Source organism: Azospira sp. I09 (assembly GCF_009177135.1).
GTDB lineage: Bacteria > Pseudomonadota > Gammaproteobacteria > Burkholderiales > Rhodocyclaceae > Azospira > Azospira oryzae.
In genome coordinates this window covers 1,011,774-1,028,594 of the sequence record NZ_AP021844.1, presented here as the reverse complement: position 1 = coordinate 1,028,594, position 16,821 = coordinate 1,011,774, and the positions used below count along the sequence as shown (strand labels likewise).

15 protein-coding genes are annotated in these 16,821 nt (G+C 65.9%); 5 read left to right on the top strand and 10 right to left on the bottom strand.

The window, feature by feature from the left end; all coding sequences use genetic code 11:
• Positions 1-54 precede the first annotated feature (54 nt).
• Together AZSP09_RS04765 and glyA are read left to right on the top strand one after the other, a co-directional pair.
• Positions 55-1,281 (top strand): benzoate/H(+) symporter BenE family transporter, encoded by a 1,227-nt coding sequence (locus tag AZSP09_RS04765; RefSeq protein WP_152089341.1) that lies wholly within the window; start codon positions 55-57, stop codon positions 1,279-1,281.
• A gap of 82 nt (positions 1,282-1,363) precedes the next feature.
• Positions 1,364-2,665 (top strand): serine hydroxymethyltransferase, encoded by a 1,302-nt coding sequence (gene glyA / locus AZSP09_RS04760; RefSeq protein ID WP_152089340.1) that lies wholly within the window; start codon positions 1,364-1,366, stop codon positions 2,663-2,665.
• Positions 2,666-2,718: 53 nt separating this feature from the next.
• Here the strand turns inward: glyA and AZSP09_RS04755 are convergent, their stop codons facing one another.
• Both AZSP09_RS04755 and AZSP09_RS04750 read right to left on the bottom strand, forming a co-directional pair.
• Positions 2,719-3,435 (bottom strand): Crp/Fnr family transcriptional regulator, encoded by a 717-nt coding sequence (locus AZSP09_RS04755; RefSeq protein ID WP_152089339.1) that lies wholly within the window; start codon positions 3,433-3,435, stop codon positions 2,719-2,721.
• A 279-nt stretch (positions 3,436-3,714) separates the two neighbouring features.
• The gene (locus AZSP09_RS04750; RefSeq protein WP_014237313.1) at positions 3,715-4,491 is read right to left on the bottom strand and encodes a ferredoxin--NADP reductase; all 777 of its coding nucleotides are present in this window, start codon (positions 4,489-4,491) and stop codon (positions 3,715-3,717) included.
• 134 nt (positions 4,492-4,625) lie between these two features.
• Between AZSP09_RS04750 and AZSP09_RS04745 the strand changes: the two genes are divergently transcribed.
• Positions 4,626-5,582 carry a LysR family transcriptional regulator gene (locus AZSP09_RS04745; RefSeq protein WP_152089338.1) on the top strand — a complete coding sequence of 319 codons (957 nt, stop codon included), beginning with the start codon at positions 4,626-4,628 and terminating at the stop codon, positions 5,580-5,582.
• Between the two features lie 135 nt (positions 5,583-5,717).
• Here the strand turns inward: AZSP09_RS04745 and AZSP09_RS04740 are convergent, their stop codons facing one another.
• From AZSP09_RS04740 to pdxR, 3 genes are all read right to left on the bottom strand, one after another.
• Positions 5,718-6,053: a cupin domain-containing protein gene (locus AZSP09_RS04740; protein ID WP_014237315.1), complete on the bottom strand. Its 336-nt coding sequence runs from the start codon at positions 6,051-6,053 to the stop codon at positions 5,718-5,720.
• Between the two features lie 85 nt (positions 6,054-6,138).
• Positions 6,139-6,330, bottom strand: a complete 192-nt coding sequence (locus tag AZSP09_RS04735; protein WP_014237316.1) for a hypothetical protein — start codon at positions 6,328-6,330, stop codon at positions 6,139-6,141.
• A 336-nt stretch (positions 6,331-6,666) separates the two neighbouring features.
• The gene (pdxR, locus tag AZSP09_RS04730) at positions 6,667-8,133 is read right to left on the bottom strand and encodes a MocR-like pyridoxine biosynthesis transcription factor PdxR (protein WP_152089337.1); all 1,467 of its coding nucleotides are present in this window, start codon (positions 8,131-8,133) and stop codon (positions 6,667-6,669) included.
• A 93-nt stretch (positions 8,134-8,226) separates the two neighbouring features.
• Here pdxR and AZSP09_RS04725 point away from each other — a divergent pair, with 93 nt between their 5' ends.
• Positions 8,227-8,940, top strand: coding sequence for a pyridoxamine 5'-phosphate oxidase family protein (locus tag AZSP09_RS04725; RefSeq protein WP_152089336.1), 714 nt, complete (start codon positions 8,227-8,229; stop codon positions 8,938-8,940).
• 69 nt (positions 8,941-9,009) lie between these two features.
• Here AZSP09_RS04725 and AZSP09_RS04720 read toward each other — a convergent pair whose 3' ends face one another.
• From AZSP09_RS04720 to AZSP09_RS04705, 4 genes are all read right to left on the bottom strand, one after another.
• Positions 9,010-9,615: an HD domain-containing protein gene (locus tag AZSP09_RS04720; RefSeq protein WP_152089335.1), complete on the bottom strand. Its 606-nt coding sequence runs from the start codon at positions 9,613-9,615 to the stop codon at positions 9,010-9,012.
• Between the two features lie 92 nt (positions 9,616-9,707).
• Complete coding sequence (locus AZSP09_RS04715; RefSeq protein ID WP_152089334.1) at positions 9,708-10,436, bottom strand: sensor histidine kinase; 729 nt, start codon at positions 10,434-10,436, stop codon at positions 9,708-9,710.
• Positions 10,437-11,243: a response regulator gene (locus AZSP09_RS04710; protein ID WP_152089333.1), complete on the bottom strand. Its 807-nt coding sequence runs from the start codon at positions 11,241-11,243 to the stop codon at positions 10,437-10,439.
• 313 nt (positions 11,244-11,556) lie between these two features.
• The gene (locus AZSP09_RS04705; protein ID WP_197739053.1) at positions 11,557-11,982 is read right to left on the bottom strand and encodes a hypothetical protein; all 426 of its coding nucleotides are present in this window, start codon (positions 11,980-11,982) and stop codon (positions 11,557-11,559) included.
• Positions 11,983-12,010: 28 nt separating this feature from the next.
• Between AZSP09_RS04705 and yjjJ the strand changes: the two genes are divergently transcribed.
• A complete protein-coding gene (yjjJ, locus tag AZSP09_RS04700; RefSeq protein WP_152089332.1) occupies positions 12,011-13,324 on the top strand; it encodes a type II toxin-antitoxin system HipA family toxin YjjJ in 1,314 nt (437 codons plus the stop codon).
• 13 nt (positions 13,325-13,337) lie between these two features.
• On the opposite strand, the gene AZSP09_RS04695 is transcribed toward yjjJ, so the two are convergent.
• Positions 13,338-16,676: an error-prone DNA polymerase gene (locus AZSP09_RS04695; RefSeq protein WP_152089331.1), complete on the bottom strand. Its 3,339-nt coding sequence runs from the start codon at positions 16,674-16,676 to the stop codon at positions 13,338-13,340.
• Positions 16,677-16,821 lie beyond the last annotated feature (145 nt).

The following is a 16,821-nucleotide window of genomic DNA, read 5'->3' as shown; positions in this document are numbered from 1 at the left end:
TGCCGCCACACTGGCGGGGCTGACAAGGCCAACCGACGCCCCAGGAGACCGCCCGTGAACACTCAATCCCTCAAGCCTGCCGACCTGCTGCATCCCACCGTGGCGGCCCTGATCTCGGTCATCGTCAATTACGGCGGCACCTTCATCCTGGTTTTCCAGGGCGCCAAGGCGGCCGGCCTGAGCCCGGAGCAGACCGCCTCCTGGATCTGGTCCATTTCCGTGGGCGTCGGCCTGACCGGCGCCTGGCTGAGCTACCGCTACCGGGAGCCCATCATCACCGCCTGGTCCACCCCCGGCGCCGCCTTTCTCATCGCCGTGCTGCCGACCACGCCCTATGCGGAAATGATCGGCGCCTACATGCTCTCCGCCGTCGGCTTCATGGTGCTGGGCGTCTCCGGCTATTTCGAGCGGGTGGTGAAGATGATTCCCCCCGGCATCGCCGCCGGGCTGCTGGCCGGCATCCTGCTGCGCTTCGGCATCGGCGCCTTCGGCGGCGCCGGCATGGACCCGCTGCTGGTGGGGGTGCTGGTGCTGACCTATGCCCTGCTGCGCCGCTTCACCGCCCGCTACGCCATCGTCGGCGTGCTGGTGGCCGGCATCCTGCTGCTGCTCGGGCTCGGCCAGGCCAGCTTCGCCGGGGTCTCGCTGAAGCTGGCCCTGCCGGTGTTCACCACGCCCGCCTTCTCGGTGAATGCCCTGCTCAGCGTGGCCCTGCCGCTCTTCGTCATCACCCTCACCGGCCAGTACATGCCGGGCATGCTGGTGCTGCGCAACGACGGCTTCAAGACCAGCGCCAGCCCCATCCTGGCGGTGACCGGGCTGGGCTCCCTGCTGATGGCGCCCTTCGGCTCCCATGCCTTCAACGTCGCCGCCATCACCGCCGCCATCTGCACCGGCAGGGAATCTCACGAGGAGCCGGGCAAACGCTACATCGCCGGCCTGGCCTGCGGCGTGTTCTACACCCTGGTGGGCATTTTCGGCACCACCCTGGCGGCCCTCTTCGTGGTGCTGCCGCCCACCTTCATCACCACCCTGGCCGGCCTGGCCCTGCTCGGCGCCATCGGCGGCAGCCTGGCCACTGCCCTGGTGGATCTGCGGGGCCGGGAAACAGCCCTGATCACCTTTCTCGCCACCGCCGCCAACGTCACCCTGTTCGGCCTGGGGGGCGCCTTCTGGGGCCTGCTCGCCGGTCTGGCGGCCCACGCCCTGATCCACGGCGACCTGCGCCTCCTGCGCGGCATGCCCCGCCTGGGCCAGTCCGCGGCCGGGGAAGGGCGCTAGGCACGGGCCCGGGCGGGAACCAGCAATGGGCGCCGGGGCTGCCGGCGCCTCGTCCATCAGCAACAGAGAAAGGCAACGCGAGATGAACAACCCAAATGATCTGCCCCGGCCGCCATGCGATCAGGTCGCCGGAGCGCTGGGCCGCATCGACCCCGAAGCGGCCCGCCACGTGGCCGCCGAATATGCGCGGCAGCGGGATTCGATCGAGCTGATCGCCTCGGAGAACATCGTCAGCCGCGCCGTCCTGCAAATGCAGGGCTCGGTGCTCACCAACAAGTACGCGGAAGGCTACCCGGGCCGGCGCTATTACGGCGGCTGCGGCCCGGTGGATGGGGTGGAAGCCCTGGCCATCGCCCGGGCCCGGAGCCTCTTCGGCTGCGCCTACGCCAACGTGCAGCCCCATTCCGGCAGCCAGGCCAACCAGGCCGTTTATCTGGCCCTGCTGCAACCGGGGGACACCATCCTCGGCCTGGGCCTGGCCGCCGGCGGCCACCTGACCCACGGGGCGCCGATGAACCAGTCGGGCAAGTGGTTCCGCGGCGTCGCCTACGGCGTGCGGGCGGACGACCACCGCATCGACATGGCGGAAGTGGAACACCTGGCCTATGAACACCGGCCCAAGCTGATCATCGCCGGCGGTTCCGCCTATTCCCGCATTCTCGATTTCGCCGAGTTCCGCCGCATCGCCGACCGGGTCGGGGCGCGGCTGCTGGTGGACATGGCCCATTTTGCCGGCCTCGTCGCCGGCGGCGCCCATCCGTCGCCCCTGCCTTACGCCGACGTGGTGACCTCCACCACCCACAAGACCCTGCGCGGGCCCCGGGGCGGCCTCATCCTGAGTAACGACGCGGCCCTCGGCAAGGCCATCGATTCCGCCGTTTTCCCCGGCCTGCAGGGCGGGCCCCTGATGCACGTGATCGGCGCCAAGGCGGTGGCCTTCGGCGAGGCCCTGCAACCGGAGTTCCGCAGCTATGCGGCCCGGGTGGTGGAAAACGCCCAGGCCCTGGCCCAGACCCTGGCGGCCGGCGGCCTGCGCATCGTCTCCGGCGGCACCGACACCCATCTGGCGGTGGCCGACCTGCGGCCCCTGAATCTGACCGGCAATGTGGCGGAGAAGGCCCTGGAGCGGGTCGGCATCACCCTCAACAAGAACGCCATTCCCCACGATCCGCGAAAGCCCATGGTCACTTCCGGCATCCGCGTCGGCAGCCCGGCCGGCACCAGCCGGGGCTTTCGCACCGCCGAGTTCCGCCTGATCGGCGGTCTCATCGTGCATCTGCTCGAAGCCCTGGCCGCCAATCCGGAAGCGCCGGACCCGGCAGTCGCCGCTGCGGTCCGGGCCCAGGTGGCGGAACTGTGCCGCCGCTTCCCCTTGCCTTACTGAGTCTGACTCACGTACCCGGGCCTTCCTGCCGTGACGGTGAGCTGGCCTGGCGCCTAGGCGCAGCCTTCGCAGAAGGCGTAGGGCCGTTCGCCGTCGCCCTGCAATTGCAGGCGCCCGTCCTGGCGCAGCAGCATGCCCTGGCGCACCATGGTGCTGACCGAGCGGGAGAGGTGGCCGGCGCTGCAACCGATGCGCCGGGCCAGCAGGTGCATGGGCAGGGTGGCTTTGCCGCTAGGCTTCTGCCCGCTCCGGATGCCGTTTTCGCCGCAGCGCAGATAGCACAGCAGACGGTTGTTGGTGGGCATGGAGCGGCCGTGTTCCCGCTCCCGTTCCAGGGCCCAGATGTGGTTGGCGATGCTGCTGGTGAGGGCCTTGCGGAAGAGGGGCAGCTGGGCGATCAGCTGGTCCACGATGTCCAGGGGAAGCTGCAGCACTTCGGAATAGGTAATGGCGCGGATGCCGTAATCCTGCCGGGCTGCTTCGCCCTCGGCGGCGGGGCCGGCGGCCAGGGCCTCGGTGCCGAACAGCTCCGATTCGGCCAGCAGGCGCAGGGAGCGTTCCCGGCCTTCCGCATCCGTCACCGCCAGTTCCAGGCGGCCGTGGCGGACCACGAACAGACTTTGCCTGCGGTTGTGGCAGGACTGCCACAGGGTGCCCGGGGCCCAGCGTTCCCAGCTGACCCGGTGGGCGATCTTGGAGTCCTGCAGCACTTCCTGCAGGACTTCCATGAGCGTTGGCGAGGCGATGCTCTCACCTGTCGTGATTTCCATGTCCAACCCCCGTTGATGTCGTCTTGGTTTTTTTGTGCAACGGGCGAAAGATGGCGTCTGGCAAGCGATGGCGCGGGGGTGGTGTGGGGGGCGGATTTTCTCCTTGCAATCCAGTACCTTGGAAAGTCGAAAACTTGATGTGAATCAAGTTTCACAAATTCATGCCGGCAGGATGCCGCCGCGGTGTCGAGAGCCGACTGCCGGCATGGCGGACTGAGATTGCCGCCGGCGAAAAAAAACCGGACGCCGGGCCCGGTTTTTGGCAGCGCGCGAAGCGCCTTATTTTTCCACGAAGGCCCGCTCGATGACGTAGTCGCCGGGGGTGCCGATGTGGGGGGAAACCTGGAAGCCGAGGCGGTCCAGCATGGCGCTGGTGTCGGCCAGCATGGCCGGGCTGCCGCAGAGCATGGCCCGGTCGGTTTCCGGGTTGAGCTGGGGCAGGCCGATCTGGGCGCACAGCTTGCCGCTTTCCAGCAGGTCGGTGAGGCGGCCCTGGTTGCGGAAGGGTTCCCGGGTCACGGTGGGGTAGTAGATCAGCTTTTCCCGCACCAGCTCGCCGAAGAACTCATTGTTGGGCAGCTCGTTCTCGATGAAGTCGGAGTAGGCCAGTTCGCTCACCGTGCGCACGCCGTGGATCAGCACGATCTTGTCGAACTGCTCGTAGGCCTCCGGGTCCCGGATCACGCTCATGAAGGGGGCCAGGCCGGTGCCGGTGCCCAGCAGGTAGAGGTGCTTGCCGGGCTTCAGGTCGTCCAGCACCAGGGTGCCGGTGGGCTTGCGGCTGACCAGCATCTTGTCGCCCGGGTTGAGGTGCTGCAGGCGGGAGGTGAGGGGGCCGTCCGGCACCTTGATGCTGAAGAATTCCAGATGGTCCTCGTAGTGGGCGCTGGCGATGCTGTAGGCGCGCATCAGGGGGCGGCCCTCCACTTCCAGGCCGATCATGACGAACTGGCCGGTGCGAAAGCGCAGGCCCGGGTCCCGGGTGGTCTTGAAGCTGAACAGGCTGTCGTTCCAGTGATGCACGCTGGTGACTTCTTCGTGGATGAACGAGGACATGGCAGGACTTTCGCGGATCGTGGGGACAAAGGTGACGGGAAGTTGGAACGGATTCTAGGGGCCGGGTTCATATAGATGAACCGAATTAAATTTATATAATCCGTCAGATAAATTGATAAGCAAGGCCCCTCGCCATGAAATTCACCCTGCGCCAGTTGGAATCCTTCGTCGCCGTGGCCCGCCAGGAGAGCGTCTCCCGGGCGGCGGAGAGCCTGTCCCTGTCCCAGTCGGCGGTGAGCATGAGCCTCAACGAGCTGGAAAAGCAGTTCGACACCCGCCTCTTCGACCGCCACGGCAAGCGCCTGCAGCTCAACGAACTGGGGCGCCAGCTGCTGCCCCGGGTGCAGGCCCTGCTGGACCAGGGGTGGGACGTGGAGGCCCTGCTGCAGGGCGAGGGTGAGGGCGGCCCCCTGCGCCTGGGGGCGACCCTGACCATCGGCAACTACCTGGCGCCCCTGCTGCTGGGGGAGTTCATGGGCGGGCGGCCGGAGGAATCCCGGGGCCGGGTCCATCTGGAGGTGCACAACACCGCCACGGTGATCCGCCAGGTGGCCAATTTCGAGCTGGATTTCGGCCTCATCGAGGGCGTCTGCCAGCACCCGGATCTGGAAGTGTCGCCCTGGATCGAGGACGAACTGGCGGTCTTCGCCGCCCCGGACCATGCCCTGGCGGGCAGGCAGGACGCCACGCTCGAAGACCTCCTGGCCGAGCCCTGGATTCTGCGGGAGCCCGGCTCGGGTACCCGCCAGACTCTTGAAGGGGCGCTGGGTTCACGGCTGCCCCGGCTGAAAGTGGCGCTGGAACTGGAACACACGGAGGCCATCAAGCGGGCAGTGGAGGCGGGCCTGGGCATCGGCTGCATTTCCCGCCTGGCCCTGAAGGAAGCCTTCCGCCGCGGCAGCCTGGCGGAGCTGCCGGCCCCCGGGCTCAACCTGCGGCGCCAGTTCCACTTCATCATCCACCGCCAGAAATTCCGCACCCGGGGCATCCAGCATTTCCTCGACCTCTGCCGCCGGGCCGTGGACGGCATCCAGCGCAGCGATCAGATCGTGCTGCGCCGGGCCGACGGCTCGGTCATCGACTACCGCTAGGGCAGGGCGGCACGGTCCCGGGCGCAGCAGCGGCGGGGCTTGGCGCAAGACGGGGTGTGAAGCAAGGCTGGGAAGGGCGCCGGCAGTCGCCGCTGCGGGCATGCGGGCCGCCCGGCGGGCAGCCGGCAGGAGCGGCTAACGGTAGTGGATGGCCAGCCAGACGGTGGTCTGGTCCTGGGCGGTCCAGTGCACCCGGTGGCGGCGGTGGGGGGCGATGTGCAGCCAGTCGCCGGGGGCCAGGCGGCGCGGCTCGGCCTCGTCCTCGAACTGCAGTTCGGCGGCGCCGCTGAGCAGGGCCACCCATTCGCCGTCCTCCTGGTCGTACCAGAAACCGGGCGGGCTGGACTGGCCGGTGGAAACGATGCGCTCGAGGCGAAAGGCGCCACCCGCCAGCAGCGCGTCGAAGCGCTCTCCGTCGAGGGGGCCGTCGGGAACGGCCAGCAGATTGCCCCAGGGGGCGGGTGCGTCCATGGCGCCTGTGCTTTCTGCCCCTTGGCTGCCCCCGGCCTGGAGTGGCCGGCCGGGGCGGGTCGGGGCGGAGGGGCTGGGAAGCCCCTTAGCCGTCGATGCGGACCACGTCTTCCGGTTCGAATTCGTCGGGGATGGTGCCGTCGCCGATGCCGGTGACCATGGCGGCGGTGGTGTCGGTCAGCTTGACGAAGTATTCGGCGCTGATGGGGTCGAAAAACTTCTGGCCGATCTCGATCTTGTCGAAGGTGCTGCGGCGCTGCGTGCCTTGGGTGCTCATGGTGTGCCTATGGATTTGCAGGTGGGGAAAGCGCCGGCGGGCGCCCCGATTGGTTTCTGGGCCCGGATTCTCTCACAACGGCGCCATCTTTGCCGCTGCCGGACCGCCGTCGCCGTCTTCATTCTAGGCGAGGCGGCAGCGTCGTTTAAGGACGATTTTCCGCCCCGGCCCGGGCGGCAGGCCTTGGCTGCGGCAGGTTCTGGCTTCATGCCGACGGGATGAGCGGTGGGCGGCGCCGGGCCCGTTCCCGGCTGGGGTCGGTCCTGCCCGCCCGGACCTGTTCCGGGCGTTCGCGAAAAAGCGGCCGTGCCCCGCTTCCCCGTGCCCGCCCCTGTCTCAGCCCGGCAGCGGTTCCCCGAGGGCCAGGGCCAGTTTCAGCCGTTGCACCGCATCGCCCACCATGCCCGTTTCCAGATTGCCGTAGCCCAGCACCAGGCCGTTGCAGCGCACCGGGGGCCGGGCGTAGTGGCTGAGGGGGCGCGGGCCCAGGCCCAGGGCGGCGGCGCGGGCGGCCACGGCCCGGTCGTCCTGCTGGGGCGGCAGTTCCAGCACCAGATGCAGGCCGGCCTCGCCGCCGCCGAGTCGCAGGCCCGGCCCCAGGGCGGCGCTGAGGGCCTGGCGCAGGGCCGTCTGGCGGGCCGCGTAGCGGGCGCGCATGCGGCGCAGGTGGGCGGTGTAGTGGCCGCGCCGGATGAAGTCCGCCAGGGCCCGCTGCTCGATGCCCTGGCCGGCCCGGGTGGTCTGGGCCGCGGCCAGGGCGAAGTCGGCGGCGATGCCCCGGGGCAGCACCAGATAGCCCAGGCGCAGGCCCGGGTAGAGGGTCTTGCTGAAGGTGCCCACATAGACCACCGGCGCCTCCTCCTGCAGGCCGAAGAGGGCCGGGGGCGCCGGGCCGGCGCGGCGGAATTCGCTTTCGTAGTCGTCCTCGACGATCCAGGCGCCGGCCTGCCGGGCCTGCTCGATGAGGTCCAGCCGGCGCCCCAGGGGCATGACCCGGCCCGTGGGGTACTGGTGGGAGGGGGTGAGGAGGATCAGCCGGGGCGGCCGTTCCGCCCAGTCCGCCGCCGTCGGCGCCATGCCGCCCTCGTCCACCGCCACGTCGTGCAGGGCCAGGCCGGCCAGGCTCCAGGCGATGCGGGCCGCCTGGTAGCCCGGGTTTTCCAGCCAGGCGGTGTGGCCGGCGTCGGCCAGGAAGCGGGCGCACAGGTCCAGGCCGCTCTGGGTGCCGCTGGTGATGACGATCTGTTCCGCCGCCACCGGCAGGCCTCGCACCGTGGTCAGGTGGCCCGCCAGCTCCCGGCGTAGGGCCGGGTCGCCGCCGTGGGCGGTGTAGCCCAGTTCCCGCCAGCTCACCTCCTGCCAGGCCCGCTCCAGGCAGCCCCGCCAGGCGCGGAAGGGAAAGGGGCCGTAATCCGGAATGCCCGGGCTGAAGGGCAGGGGCGGCGCATGGGGCACGACGGCGGGCTGGCGGGCGATCTCGGCCCGGGCCGACAGCCCCGGCGAAGGCGGGGCCGGGCCGCGTTGGGCATGGGCATCGGCGGCGGCGCCCAGGGCGGCCAGGGGCGCCACCCGGGTGCCCTGGCGGTCCGCCACCAGGCAGCCTTCGGCCGTCAGCTGCTCGTAGGCGAAGAGCACCGTGTTGCGGGCGATACCCAGGGAATCGGCCAGGGCGCGGCTGGCCGGCAGGCGCGTGGCCGGGGCTAGGCGGCCGCAGAGAATGGCATCCCGCAGGCGGTGGTAGAGCAGGCGCTGCCGGGGCATGGCCTCGGGCAGGGGCGGGGCCAGCAGCCAGTCCAGTTCCATCGTGGCTCCATGAATGAGGTGTTTGGTGGCGCTACAGAAGGTACCACGCAAGCCTTAGGCTGGCTCTGTTTCCATTCACCGGAGCTTGCCGCCATGAGCGAATCCCAGCCTTCCCCAAACCCTTCCGGCCCTTCCGCCTCTTCTAGCCCTTCCGCCCGCACCCGGGTCCTGCGCCGGCCCCAGCGGGCCGCCTACGACCTGGCCAGCGTCGCCGCCATCGTGGATGCGGGCCTGCTGTGCACCGTGGCCTTTCAGTGGGAGGGCAGCGTACACGCCATTCCCACCCTGCACTGGCGCGAGGGCGACCACCTCTACCTGCACGCCGCCAAGGCCTCGCGCCTGGGCCAGGCCCTGCTGGCCGGGGAGGTCTGCGTCAGCATCGCCCTGGCCGACGGCCTGGTGCTGGCCCGCTCCGCCATGCACCACTCCCTCAACTACCGCTCCGTGGTGATCTACGGCCGCTTCGAGGCGGTGACCGAGCCGGAGGAAAAGCACCGGGCCCTGCGGGCCTTCATCGAAGGCCTCTACCCGGGGCGCTGGGAGGAGCTGCGGCCGATGACGGCCAAGGAGGTGAACGCCACCGCCGTGCTGCGCCTGTCCCTGGCCGAAGCCTCGGCCAAGGTGCGCCAGGGCGGCCCCAAGGACGATGCGGAGGATCTGGCCTGGCCCGCCTGGGCCGGCGTCATTCCCCTGCAACGCCGCCAGGGCGAGCCGGAGATGGAGGCCGACAGCCCCCTGGCGGAAGCGCCCCCGACCCGCTTCGGCAGGCCGGGGCAGGATGGGGCGAGCGTGGCGGGTGTGGATTAGGCGGCAAGCCCGCCCCCGGGCGGGGCCCTGCGGGCAGAAGGAGGATTTACCGAGGCCCGGAACCGGGCCTCAGGCGGCCTGGTCCGGCGTCTCGCTACCGGCCGGGCCCAGGTGGGCCTCGGCCATCTGCTCGGCCACGGCCCACAGGGCGGGGGAGCCCTTCTCGATGGGCGGGCGGCAGCGCTGCTTCACCTGCTCCAGGGTGACGGCGCATTCCACCCAGGTGCCGCCCTCGGTGGCGGCGTTGTGCAGCATGGGCTGGAAGCGGTCCAGGGCCTTGGCGAACTTGGCGTCGTCGCTCTCGGCCGCCTCGAACTCGAACCACAGCTCCCGGAACTCCACCGCCTGGGCTTCCGGCAGCAGGCCGAAGAGGCGCTCCGCCGCCAGCCGCTCCCGCTCCGCCTGCCCCGCATGGGTCTCCGGCACGTGGAAGGGCACGTCCCCCGCGTCGATCTCCACGATGTCGTGGATCAGCAGCATCTTCACCACCCGCAGCACATCCACCTCCCCCGCCGCATGTTCCGCCAGTACCAGGGCATAGAGGGCCAGATGCCAGGAATGCTCCGCACTGTTCTCCCGCCGCGAGCGGTCGATCAGGGGCGTCAGCCGGACGACGCTTTTCAGCCGGTCAATTTCGCGGAGGAAGGTGAGTTGTTGGGGGAGGGTGGGGGGCATGGGGCAAGTAGGAAATATGGTTCGGACGGAGGGAGTGAATTGAATGTTGACTCGAAATTCTGGTGCCTTATCGGTAACGAGCATTGATGATGTTAGGTAGTCATTTCAATATCGATGGGTAGCACAATATCAATCTGAAATTTTCCATAAGGTACCTGATTAAAATCATACACGTGTTGCCCAACTCTAAATGCAACACTTCCTTTTAGCAGATTTGCCAAGCGTTTAACATTGTAAAGGCCATATCCTGATCCGGTAACTTTTGTATTTAATGCGCTCTTGGCGCGAAACCCTTTTTCGCCTAGTCGTGCTCTTTCCTCCAATTCAATAAATGGGCCTGTTGAAATGATGCTAATTTTTAGTCGGTTTGATCCGGTTATTCTCTCCCAGTCGATATCGATTCCATATGATGGGGGAGAGTATTTGATTGCATTATTGACCACAAGGTCAAGAATCTGCTCAAAATATTGTATATAGGTTTGAATTTTTAAATCACCATATGATTTGTAATTGTGATTGTCACGGATAGACATTTTTTTTGGGTTGCAGGCTCGAAAATTCTTTTTTATCAAACGATTTATTTTTGATTGAAGTGATAAAAATCCCGGGGCGCAGTTTTCTAATAAATCTTCATCGCTATCAAGTGTCGATAGTGTTACCCATGAAGAGAAATCCTGCCAGCTTTCCTCCAGTATGGAGAGTAGTTCAGTGAGTTGATCGTGTGGGGCTTTTTCATCGATCTTGGACTTTAATTTTTGAGTATTAAATTGAATGTCTCGTGATAAATTTCGAAATCTCTCAAAAAATTGTTCATTATCCATTTATGTTCCTTTGATTGCAGCAACAATGCCAAATACATCACTAATTAAACCAAGGCCAGAGAGCCCGCTGCGCAAAGCATCAGACATGGAGCCTTGTTGAAGGAATTTTAATGTTGATTGCGTCAAATTTTCGAGCTCTGCATCTGCTCTTAAGAGAAATTTTGGGTTGCCTTTGAGAAGACATGAGTATACAAATGCTTCCCGGATTTTATCAATTTCCTTCTCTTTTGCATCTAGGTATGTCAGTCTATTTCTAATAAATTGCCAGCGAGCTTCAGGATTGGAGAATGATTTGGAACTCTCTTTAAAAGTCTCCATAAAATCTTCTGGTGCCCACTGTTTGTCATATATTTTGTCTACCAAATTTGAACTTTTTTCTTTTTTAATTCTTCTGGATAATGCTGCTGGATTTCCGGTGTAAGCAATTATCATTTTAAATGGAAAATTATATCTAAGTGCCTCAATTGCACCCACGCCTTGTAACTCGCCAAAGCCATCATTTCCGGATGCGACGTCATTTATATCGCAGAGTATAATATCGTACTGGCTGAAAGGGTATGGTTTTCTTTTTTCTTGCCGTTGGCTTACTGGTTTGAAGTAATCGTAAAATACTGTTACTGAAACGCCGATGGATTCAAGATTTGTCTTTAAATTGAATCCGTCGTTATCTATGACTGCTACCTTTAATCCAGTGGATTGAGACCAGAGGGTTAAATTCGAAAGGTCTTCAGGAAATGTTTTTTTTGCTTTTTTCCGTAGTAAAAATAGTTCAATTTTTAATTTTAAATAATCTAAGTCTAGTGACATCGTTGAAATTTCCTTAAATTAATTGTTTTTTGTTGTTGAGTCTGGGTGTTTAAAAGCAAGACTTGCAAAAAAATCTTGGCAGCTCGAACTAAATTACTAATATATATCCGATGTGCATAATAATACGGTCTTTGTATTGTTGTCTCAAGGTCAGGGGCATGATGATCGGTGATTAGGGGCCACATGTGAGGGGTGATCATACGAGTCCCCCCTGTTTGAGATGTTCGAACGGTAGCAGGCTGGATGGTTACGGACGGTCAGAAGGTTGAAGTCCCAACCATATGAACGACAGGAATGGGCAGACAGTCGCTCCTTAATGAAAATCCTGACTCCTCGTCGCCAGCCGGCCCAGTAGCGGCGTCAGATTCACCAGCCCTTTGGCCACCAGATGGATTACCCCGTGGCGGGATTCGAGTTGGCCGTAGACGCCCAGGAGGCGGGCGGCCAGGGTTTCGCGGCGCTGTTTTTCCACCAGTTCGGGGCGCTGGTGTTGATGGGCGTCTTCCATGGTGACGAAGACGATGCCGCTGGCGGTGCCGGGGCGCTGGCGGTGGGTGACGATGCCGGCGGCTCGGGCCAGTTTCTTGTCCGGCGCGGCCCGCAGTTCGGCGGCGGTGATGAAGCGGTCCGCTGTCGAGCGATGCCACCGCAGGACTTGAGGGCTCTTTTCCTCTGCCGCCGTGCGCCGGTGGAAATTGCTGTGACGGGAGCTTGTCGGGCGGCTAGAATAGTTATTCATATATCTATTCATTTAGCCATTCATCGCCATGACTCGCCATTCCGATTCCCTTCGTCTTCTGCTTGGGCAGGGGCCGCTGTCGTCTCGCCAACTTGTTGAAAAGACGGGGATTAGCCAGCCGACCATGTCCCGTGCGCTGGCGGCGCTGGGGGATGAGGTGATTCGTATCGGCGCCGGCGCCGCTATTCGTTATGCCCTGCGGGATGCTGCGCGCGGCTTTACGGCGGCGCCGATCTATCGTGTCAGCGAGGCGGGGCAGATTCGGGAGTTAGGCCAGCTCGTGCCGGTTCGCCCGGCGGGGTTTGTCATGGTGCAGGCCGACGGGATGACGCTGCATAGCGATGGATTGCCGTGGTGGTTGTTGGATATGCGGCCCCAGGGCTATCTCGGTCGGGCCTATGCCTCCGCCTATGCGGGAGCCCTGGGGTTGCCGGGCAACCCGGAGCATTGGGGCGATGGGGAGGTAATCCGGGCGCTCCTGGCTCATGGGCATGACGCCATTGGCAACCTGCTGATCGGGGATTTGTCCCGCGACCGTTTCATTGGCATGGCGGAACCGTCCCCGGTTGATCGGGAGGCCGAATACCCTGCCCTGGCCCGGGCCGTTGGCGCCGGGGAGGTTCCCGGCTCTTCTGCCGGTGGGGAGCAGCCGAAGTTCTGTGCCTATTCTGCCCGTGGTCATGTGCTGGTGAAGTTTTCGGCAGCGGACGACAACCCGGTCAGTGAGCGGTGGCGTGATCTCCTGCTGGCCGAGCATCTGGCCCTGGCGGTGCTGGGGGTGGAAACCGAGGTGTTTGATTTCGGCGGCCAGCGCTTTTTGGAGGTGCCGCGCTTTGACCGCGTCGGCAAGCTGGGCCGCGTGGGCGTCTTCTCCCTGCGCGCCCTGGAGGCGGAGTTCGTGGGCGATGCGGCGGCGCCTTGGCCCGCCCTGGTGCGCCGCCTGGTGGCGGATGGCCATGTTCACCCCGACGCCGTCGCCGGTTCGGCGCGGCTGTGGGCCTTTGGTACCTTGATCGGCAATACGGACATGCACGGGGGGAACTTGTCGTTTCTCAGTGGCGAAGGCCGCCCGTATCGGCTGGCACCGGCCTACGACATGTTGCCCATGGGGTTTGCGCCGAGAAGTAGCGGCGTGGTGGTGGATACGCTGCCGCCGCTTTCTCCGCTCTCGCTGTCGGCTTCGGTTGATGGCGCCATTTGGCGCGAGGCTTTGGCATTGGCTGAAACCTTCCTGGCCCGGCTGCGGGATTGCGATGGCTTCTCCGGCCGCTTTGCTCCCTGCATCGAGGCGATCAGCCAGCGGATGGATGAAGCCGCCTCCCGTATTGCCCGGTTGGGCTGATGACGTTGATGCCCTAGTGGAAATCCCGACTCCGCGTCGCCAGCCGGCCCAGTAGGGGCGTCAGATCCACCAGCCGCTTGGCCACCAGATGGGTGACGCCGTGGCGGGATTCGAGTTGACCGTAGACACCCAGGAGGCGGGCGGCCAGGGTTTCGCGGCGCTGTTTTTCCACCAGTTCGGGGCGGAGGATGACGTTGATGGGGCCGGTTTCGTCTTCCATGGTGACGAAGACGATGCCGCTGGCGGTGCCGGGGCGCTGACGGTGGGTGACGATGCCGGCGGCCCGGGCCAGTTTCTTGTCCGGCGCGGCCCGCAGTTCGGCGGCGGTGATGAAGCGGCCCGCCGTGAGGCGCTCCCGCAGCAAGGCCAGGGGGTGGCGGCCCAGGGTGAGGCCCAGGGTGGCGTAGTCGGCCACCAGGTCTTCCCCTTCCGTGGGAGTCGGCAGGGGCGGCGGCGCTTCTGTGGGCGGGGGCAGGGCGGCGAAGAGGTCGCCCTGGATGGGGAGGGCGTGGCCCCTCTCGTCTCTTTCGTCCATCCCGTTTTTGCTGCGGCCTGTTGCGTTGGCGGCGTCGCTGGCGCTGCTGTGTCTGCCCGGGGCTTTGGCGTTTCCTCTTCCTTTTTCCTTTCTCTGTTCCGCCTCCTGGCCATGGCCGCTGCGGCTGCCATGGTGGCGGGGCTGGCCGGTGTTTTCCACGGCGGCACTTTCCCAGGCGGCGGCGCGGCGGTGGCCGGCCAGGGCTTGCAGGGCGTTGGCGGAGGCGAGGCGTTCCAGCTCCGGACGCTGCAGTCCGGCCCGGGCGGCCAGGTCGGCCACGGATTGGAAGGGTCCTTCCTGCCGGGCGGCGACGATACGCTCGGCGGCGGCCTGGTTGAAACCGGCGATTTCCCGCAGGCCCAGGCGCACGGTGCGGGGGCGGGCGGGGGGATGGCCGGGCAGCAGTTCCACCAGCAGGGATTCCCAGGCGCTGTGGGTGACGTCCGGGGGCAGCACGGTGACGCCGTGGCGCTGGGCGTCCTGCACCAGTTGGGCGGGGGCGTAGAAGCCCATGGGGTGGGCGTTGAGCAGGCCGCAGAGGAAGGCTGCGGGCTCGAAGCGTTTCAGCCAGGCGGAGAAATAGACCAGGATGGCGAAGCTGGCGGCGTGGGATTCGGGGAAGCCGTAGTCGCCGAAGCCCTTGATCTGCTCGAAGATGCGCCGGGCGAAGGATTCGGGCAGGCCCCGCTCCTGCATGCCGCGGATGAGCTTCTGCTCGAAGGGTTCCAGGCCGCCCTTGCGCTTCCAGGCGGCCATGGCCCGGCGCAGCTGGTCCGCCTCGCCGGGGGTGAAGCCGGCGGCCACCACGGCCAGCTGCATCACCTGTTCCTGGAAGATGGGCACGCCGTAGGTGCGCTCCAGCACCTTGTCCACCGCCGGGGAGATTTTCTCGATTTTCTCTTCGCCGTGGCGCCGCTTCAGGTAGGGATGGACCATGTCGCCCTGGATGGGGCCGGGCCGCACGATGGCCACCTGCACCACCAGGTCGTAGAACTGGCGCGGCTTGAGGCGCGGCAGCATGGCCATCTGGGCCCGGGATTCGACCTGGAAGATGCCCAGGCTGTCGCCCCGGCAGAGCATGTCGTACACCGCTTTCGATTCCCGGGGGATGTCTTGCAGGCGCACCGGCTTGCCGTCCCGGGCGCCGAGCATGTCGAGGGCGCGGCGGATGGCGGAGAGCATGCCCAAGGCCAGCACATCCACCTTCATCAGACCCAGGGCGTCGATGTCGTCCTTGTCCCACTGGATGACGCTGCGCTCGGCCATGGCGGCGTTCTCAATGGGCACCAGGCGCGACAGGGGCCCGCGGGAGATGACGAAGCCGCCTACGTGCTGCGACAGGTGCCGGGGAAAACCCCGCAGGGCGCGGCTCACCGCCAGCCACTTGGCCACCCGGGGGCTTTCCGGGTCCAGGCCCACGGCCCGCAGACGCTCGGGCAGTTCGTCCTGCTTGTCCCACCAGGCCAGGGTGTTGGCCAGGGCGTCGATCTGCTCCCGGCCGAAGCCCAAGGCCCGGCCTGCGTCCCGTAGCGCCCCCCGGGTGCGGTAGGTGATGAGGGCGCCGGTGAGGGCGGCCCGCTCCCGGCCATATTTGGTGTAGAGGTACTGGATTACTTCCTCCCGCCGCTGGTGCTCGAAATCCACGTCGATATCCGGCGGCTCGCCCCGTTCGGCGGAGATGAAGCGCTCGAAAAGCAGTTCGGATTTGGCCGGGTCCACCTCGGTGATGCCCAGGGCGTAGCACACCGCCGAGTTGGCGGCGGAACCCCGGCCCTGGCAGAGGATTTCCCGGCTGCGGGCAAAGCGCACGATGTCGTACACGGTGAGGAAGTAGGCCTCGTATTGCAGCCGGGCGATGAGGCCCAGCTCGTATTCCACCTGGGCCCGGGCCTTCTCCGGCACGCCTTGCGGGTAGCGCACCGTGAGGCCCGCTTCCACCTCCTGGCGCAGGTAGGCGGCGGGGGTGAGGCCGTGGGGCACCACTTCTTCCGGGTATTCATAGCGCAGCTCGTCCAGGGAGAAGGTGCATCGGGCCGCCACGGCCAGGGTTTCGGCCAGCAGTTCGGGCGGGTAGAGCCGGGCCAGGCGCAGGCGGGGGCGCAGGTGGCGTTCGCCGTTGGGGTGGAGGGCGTGGCCGGCGGCGAACACCGTGGTGTTGAGGCGCAGGGCGGTGAGCACGTCCTGCAGGGGGCGGCGGGCGCGGCTGTGCATGTGCACGTCGCCCGCCGCAAGCAGCGGCAGGCCGCAGTCGGCGGCCAGTTGCTGCAGTTGTTCCAGGCGGCCCCGGTCGTCCGGCCCGGCGTGGAGTTCCACCGCCAGCCAGGCTCGGCCTGGAAAGCGCTGGGCCAGCCAGCGGCCGTCGGCGGGGTCGGGTGGCGAGTCGAACTGCGGCCCTGGAACCCACAGGGCCAGGCAGTCGGGCAGGGCGCCGCTGGGGCCGAAGCCTTCCAGGTCGCCCCGGGTGAGGCGGTAGGCGCCCTTCTCGGCCCGGCGCCGGGCCAGGGTGATAAGGGCCGAGAGGTTGCCGTAGCCCTCCCGGTTCTGCGCCAGCAGCACCAGCTTGAGGCCGTCGGCGAGGACGATCTCGGTGCCGTGGATGAGCTTGAGGCCCACCGCCTTGGCCGCCACATGGGCCCGCACCGAACCGGCGAAGGAGCATTCGTCGGTGACGGCCAGGGCGCCGTAGCCCAGTTCCACGGCCCGCTGTACCAATTCCTCCGGGTGGGAGGCGCCCCGCAGGAAGGAGAAGTTGGAGAGGCAGTGCAGCTCGGCGTAGTCGGGCAGGGCCGGCGGCGGGGTGGTTTCCGGGAGCGGCATGGTTCAGCGGCTTCTGCTGGCGGGAGCGGTGGTGCAATGCCTTGACCGGCGTGCGGCAAGGCAGGCCGGGCGAGGAAGTGCCCGGTTGGAAAGAGGCCAGCTGGAAGGCGGCAGGCGGCCGGGGCGCCGGGGGCTGTCGTTCCCT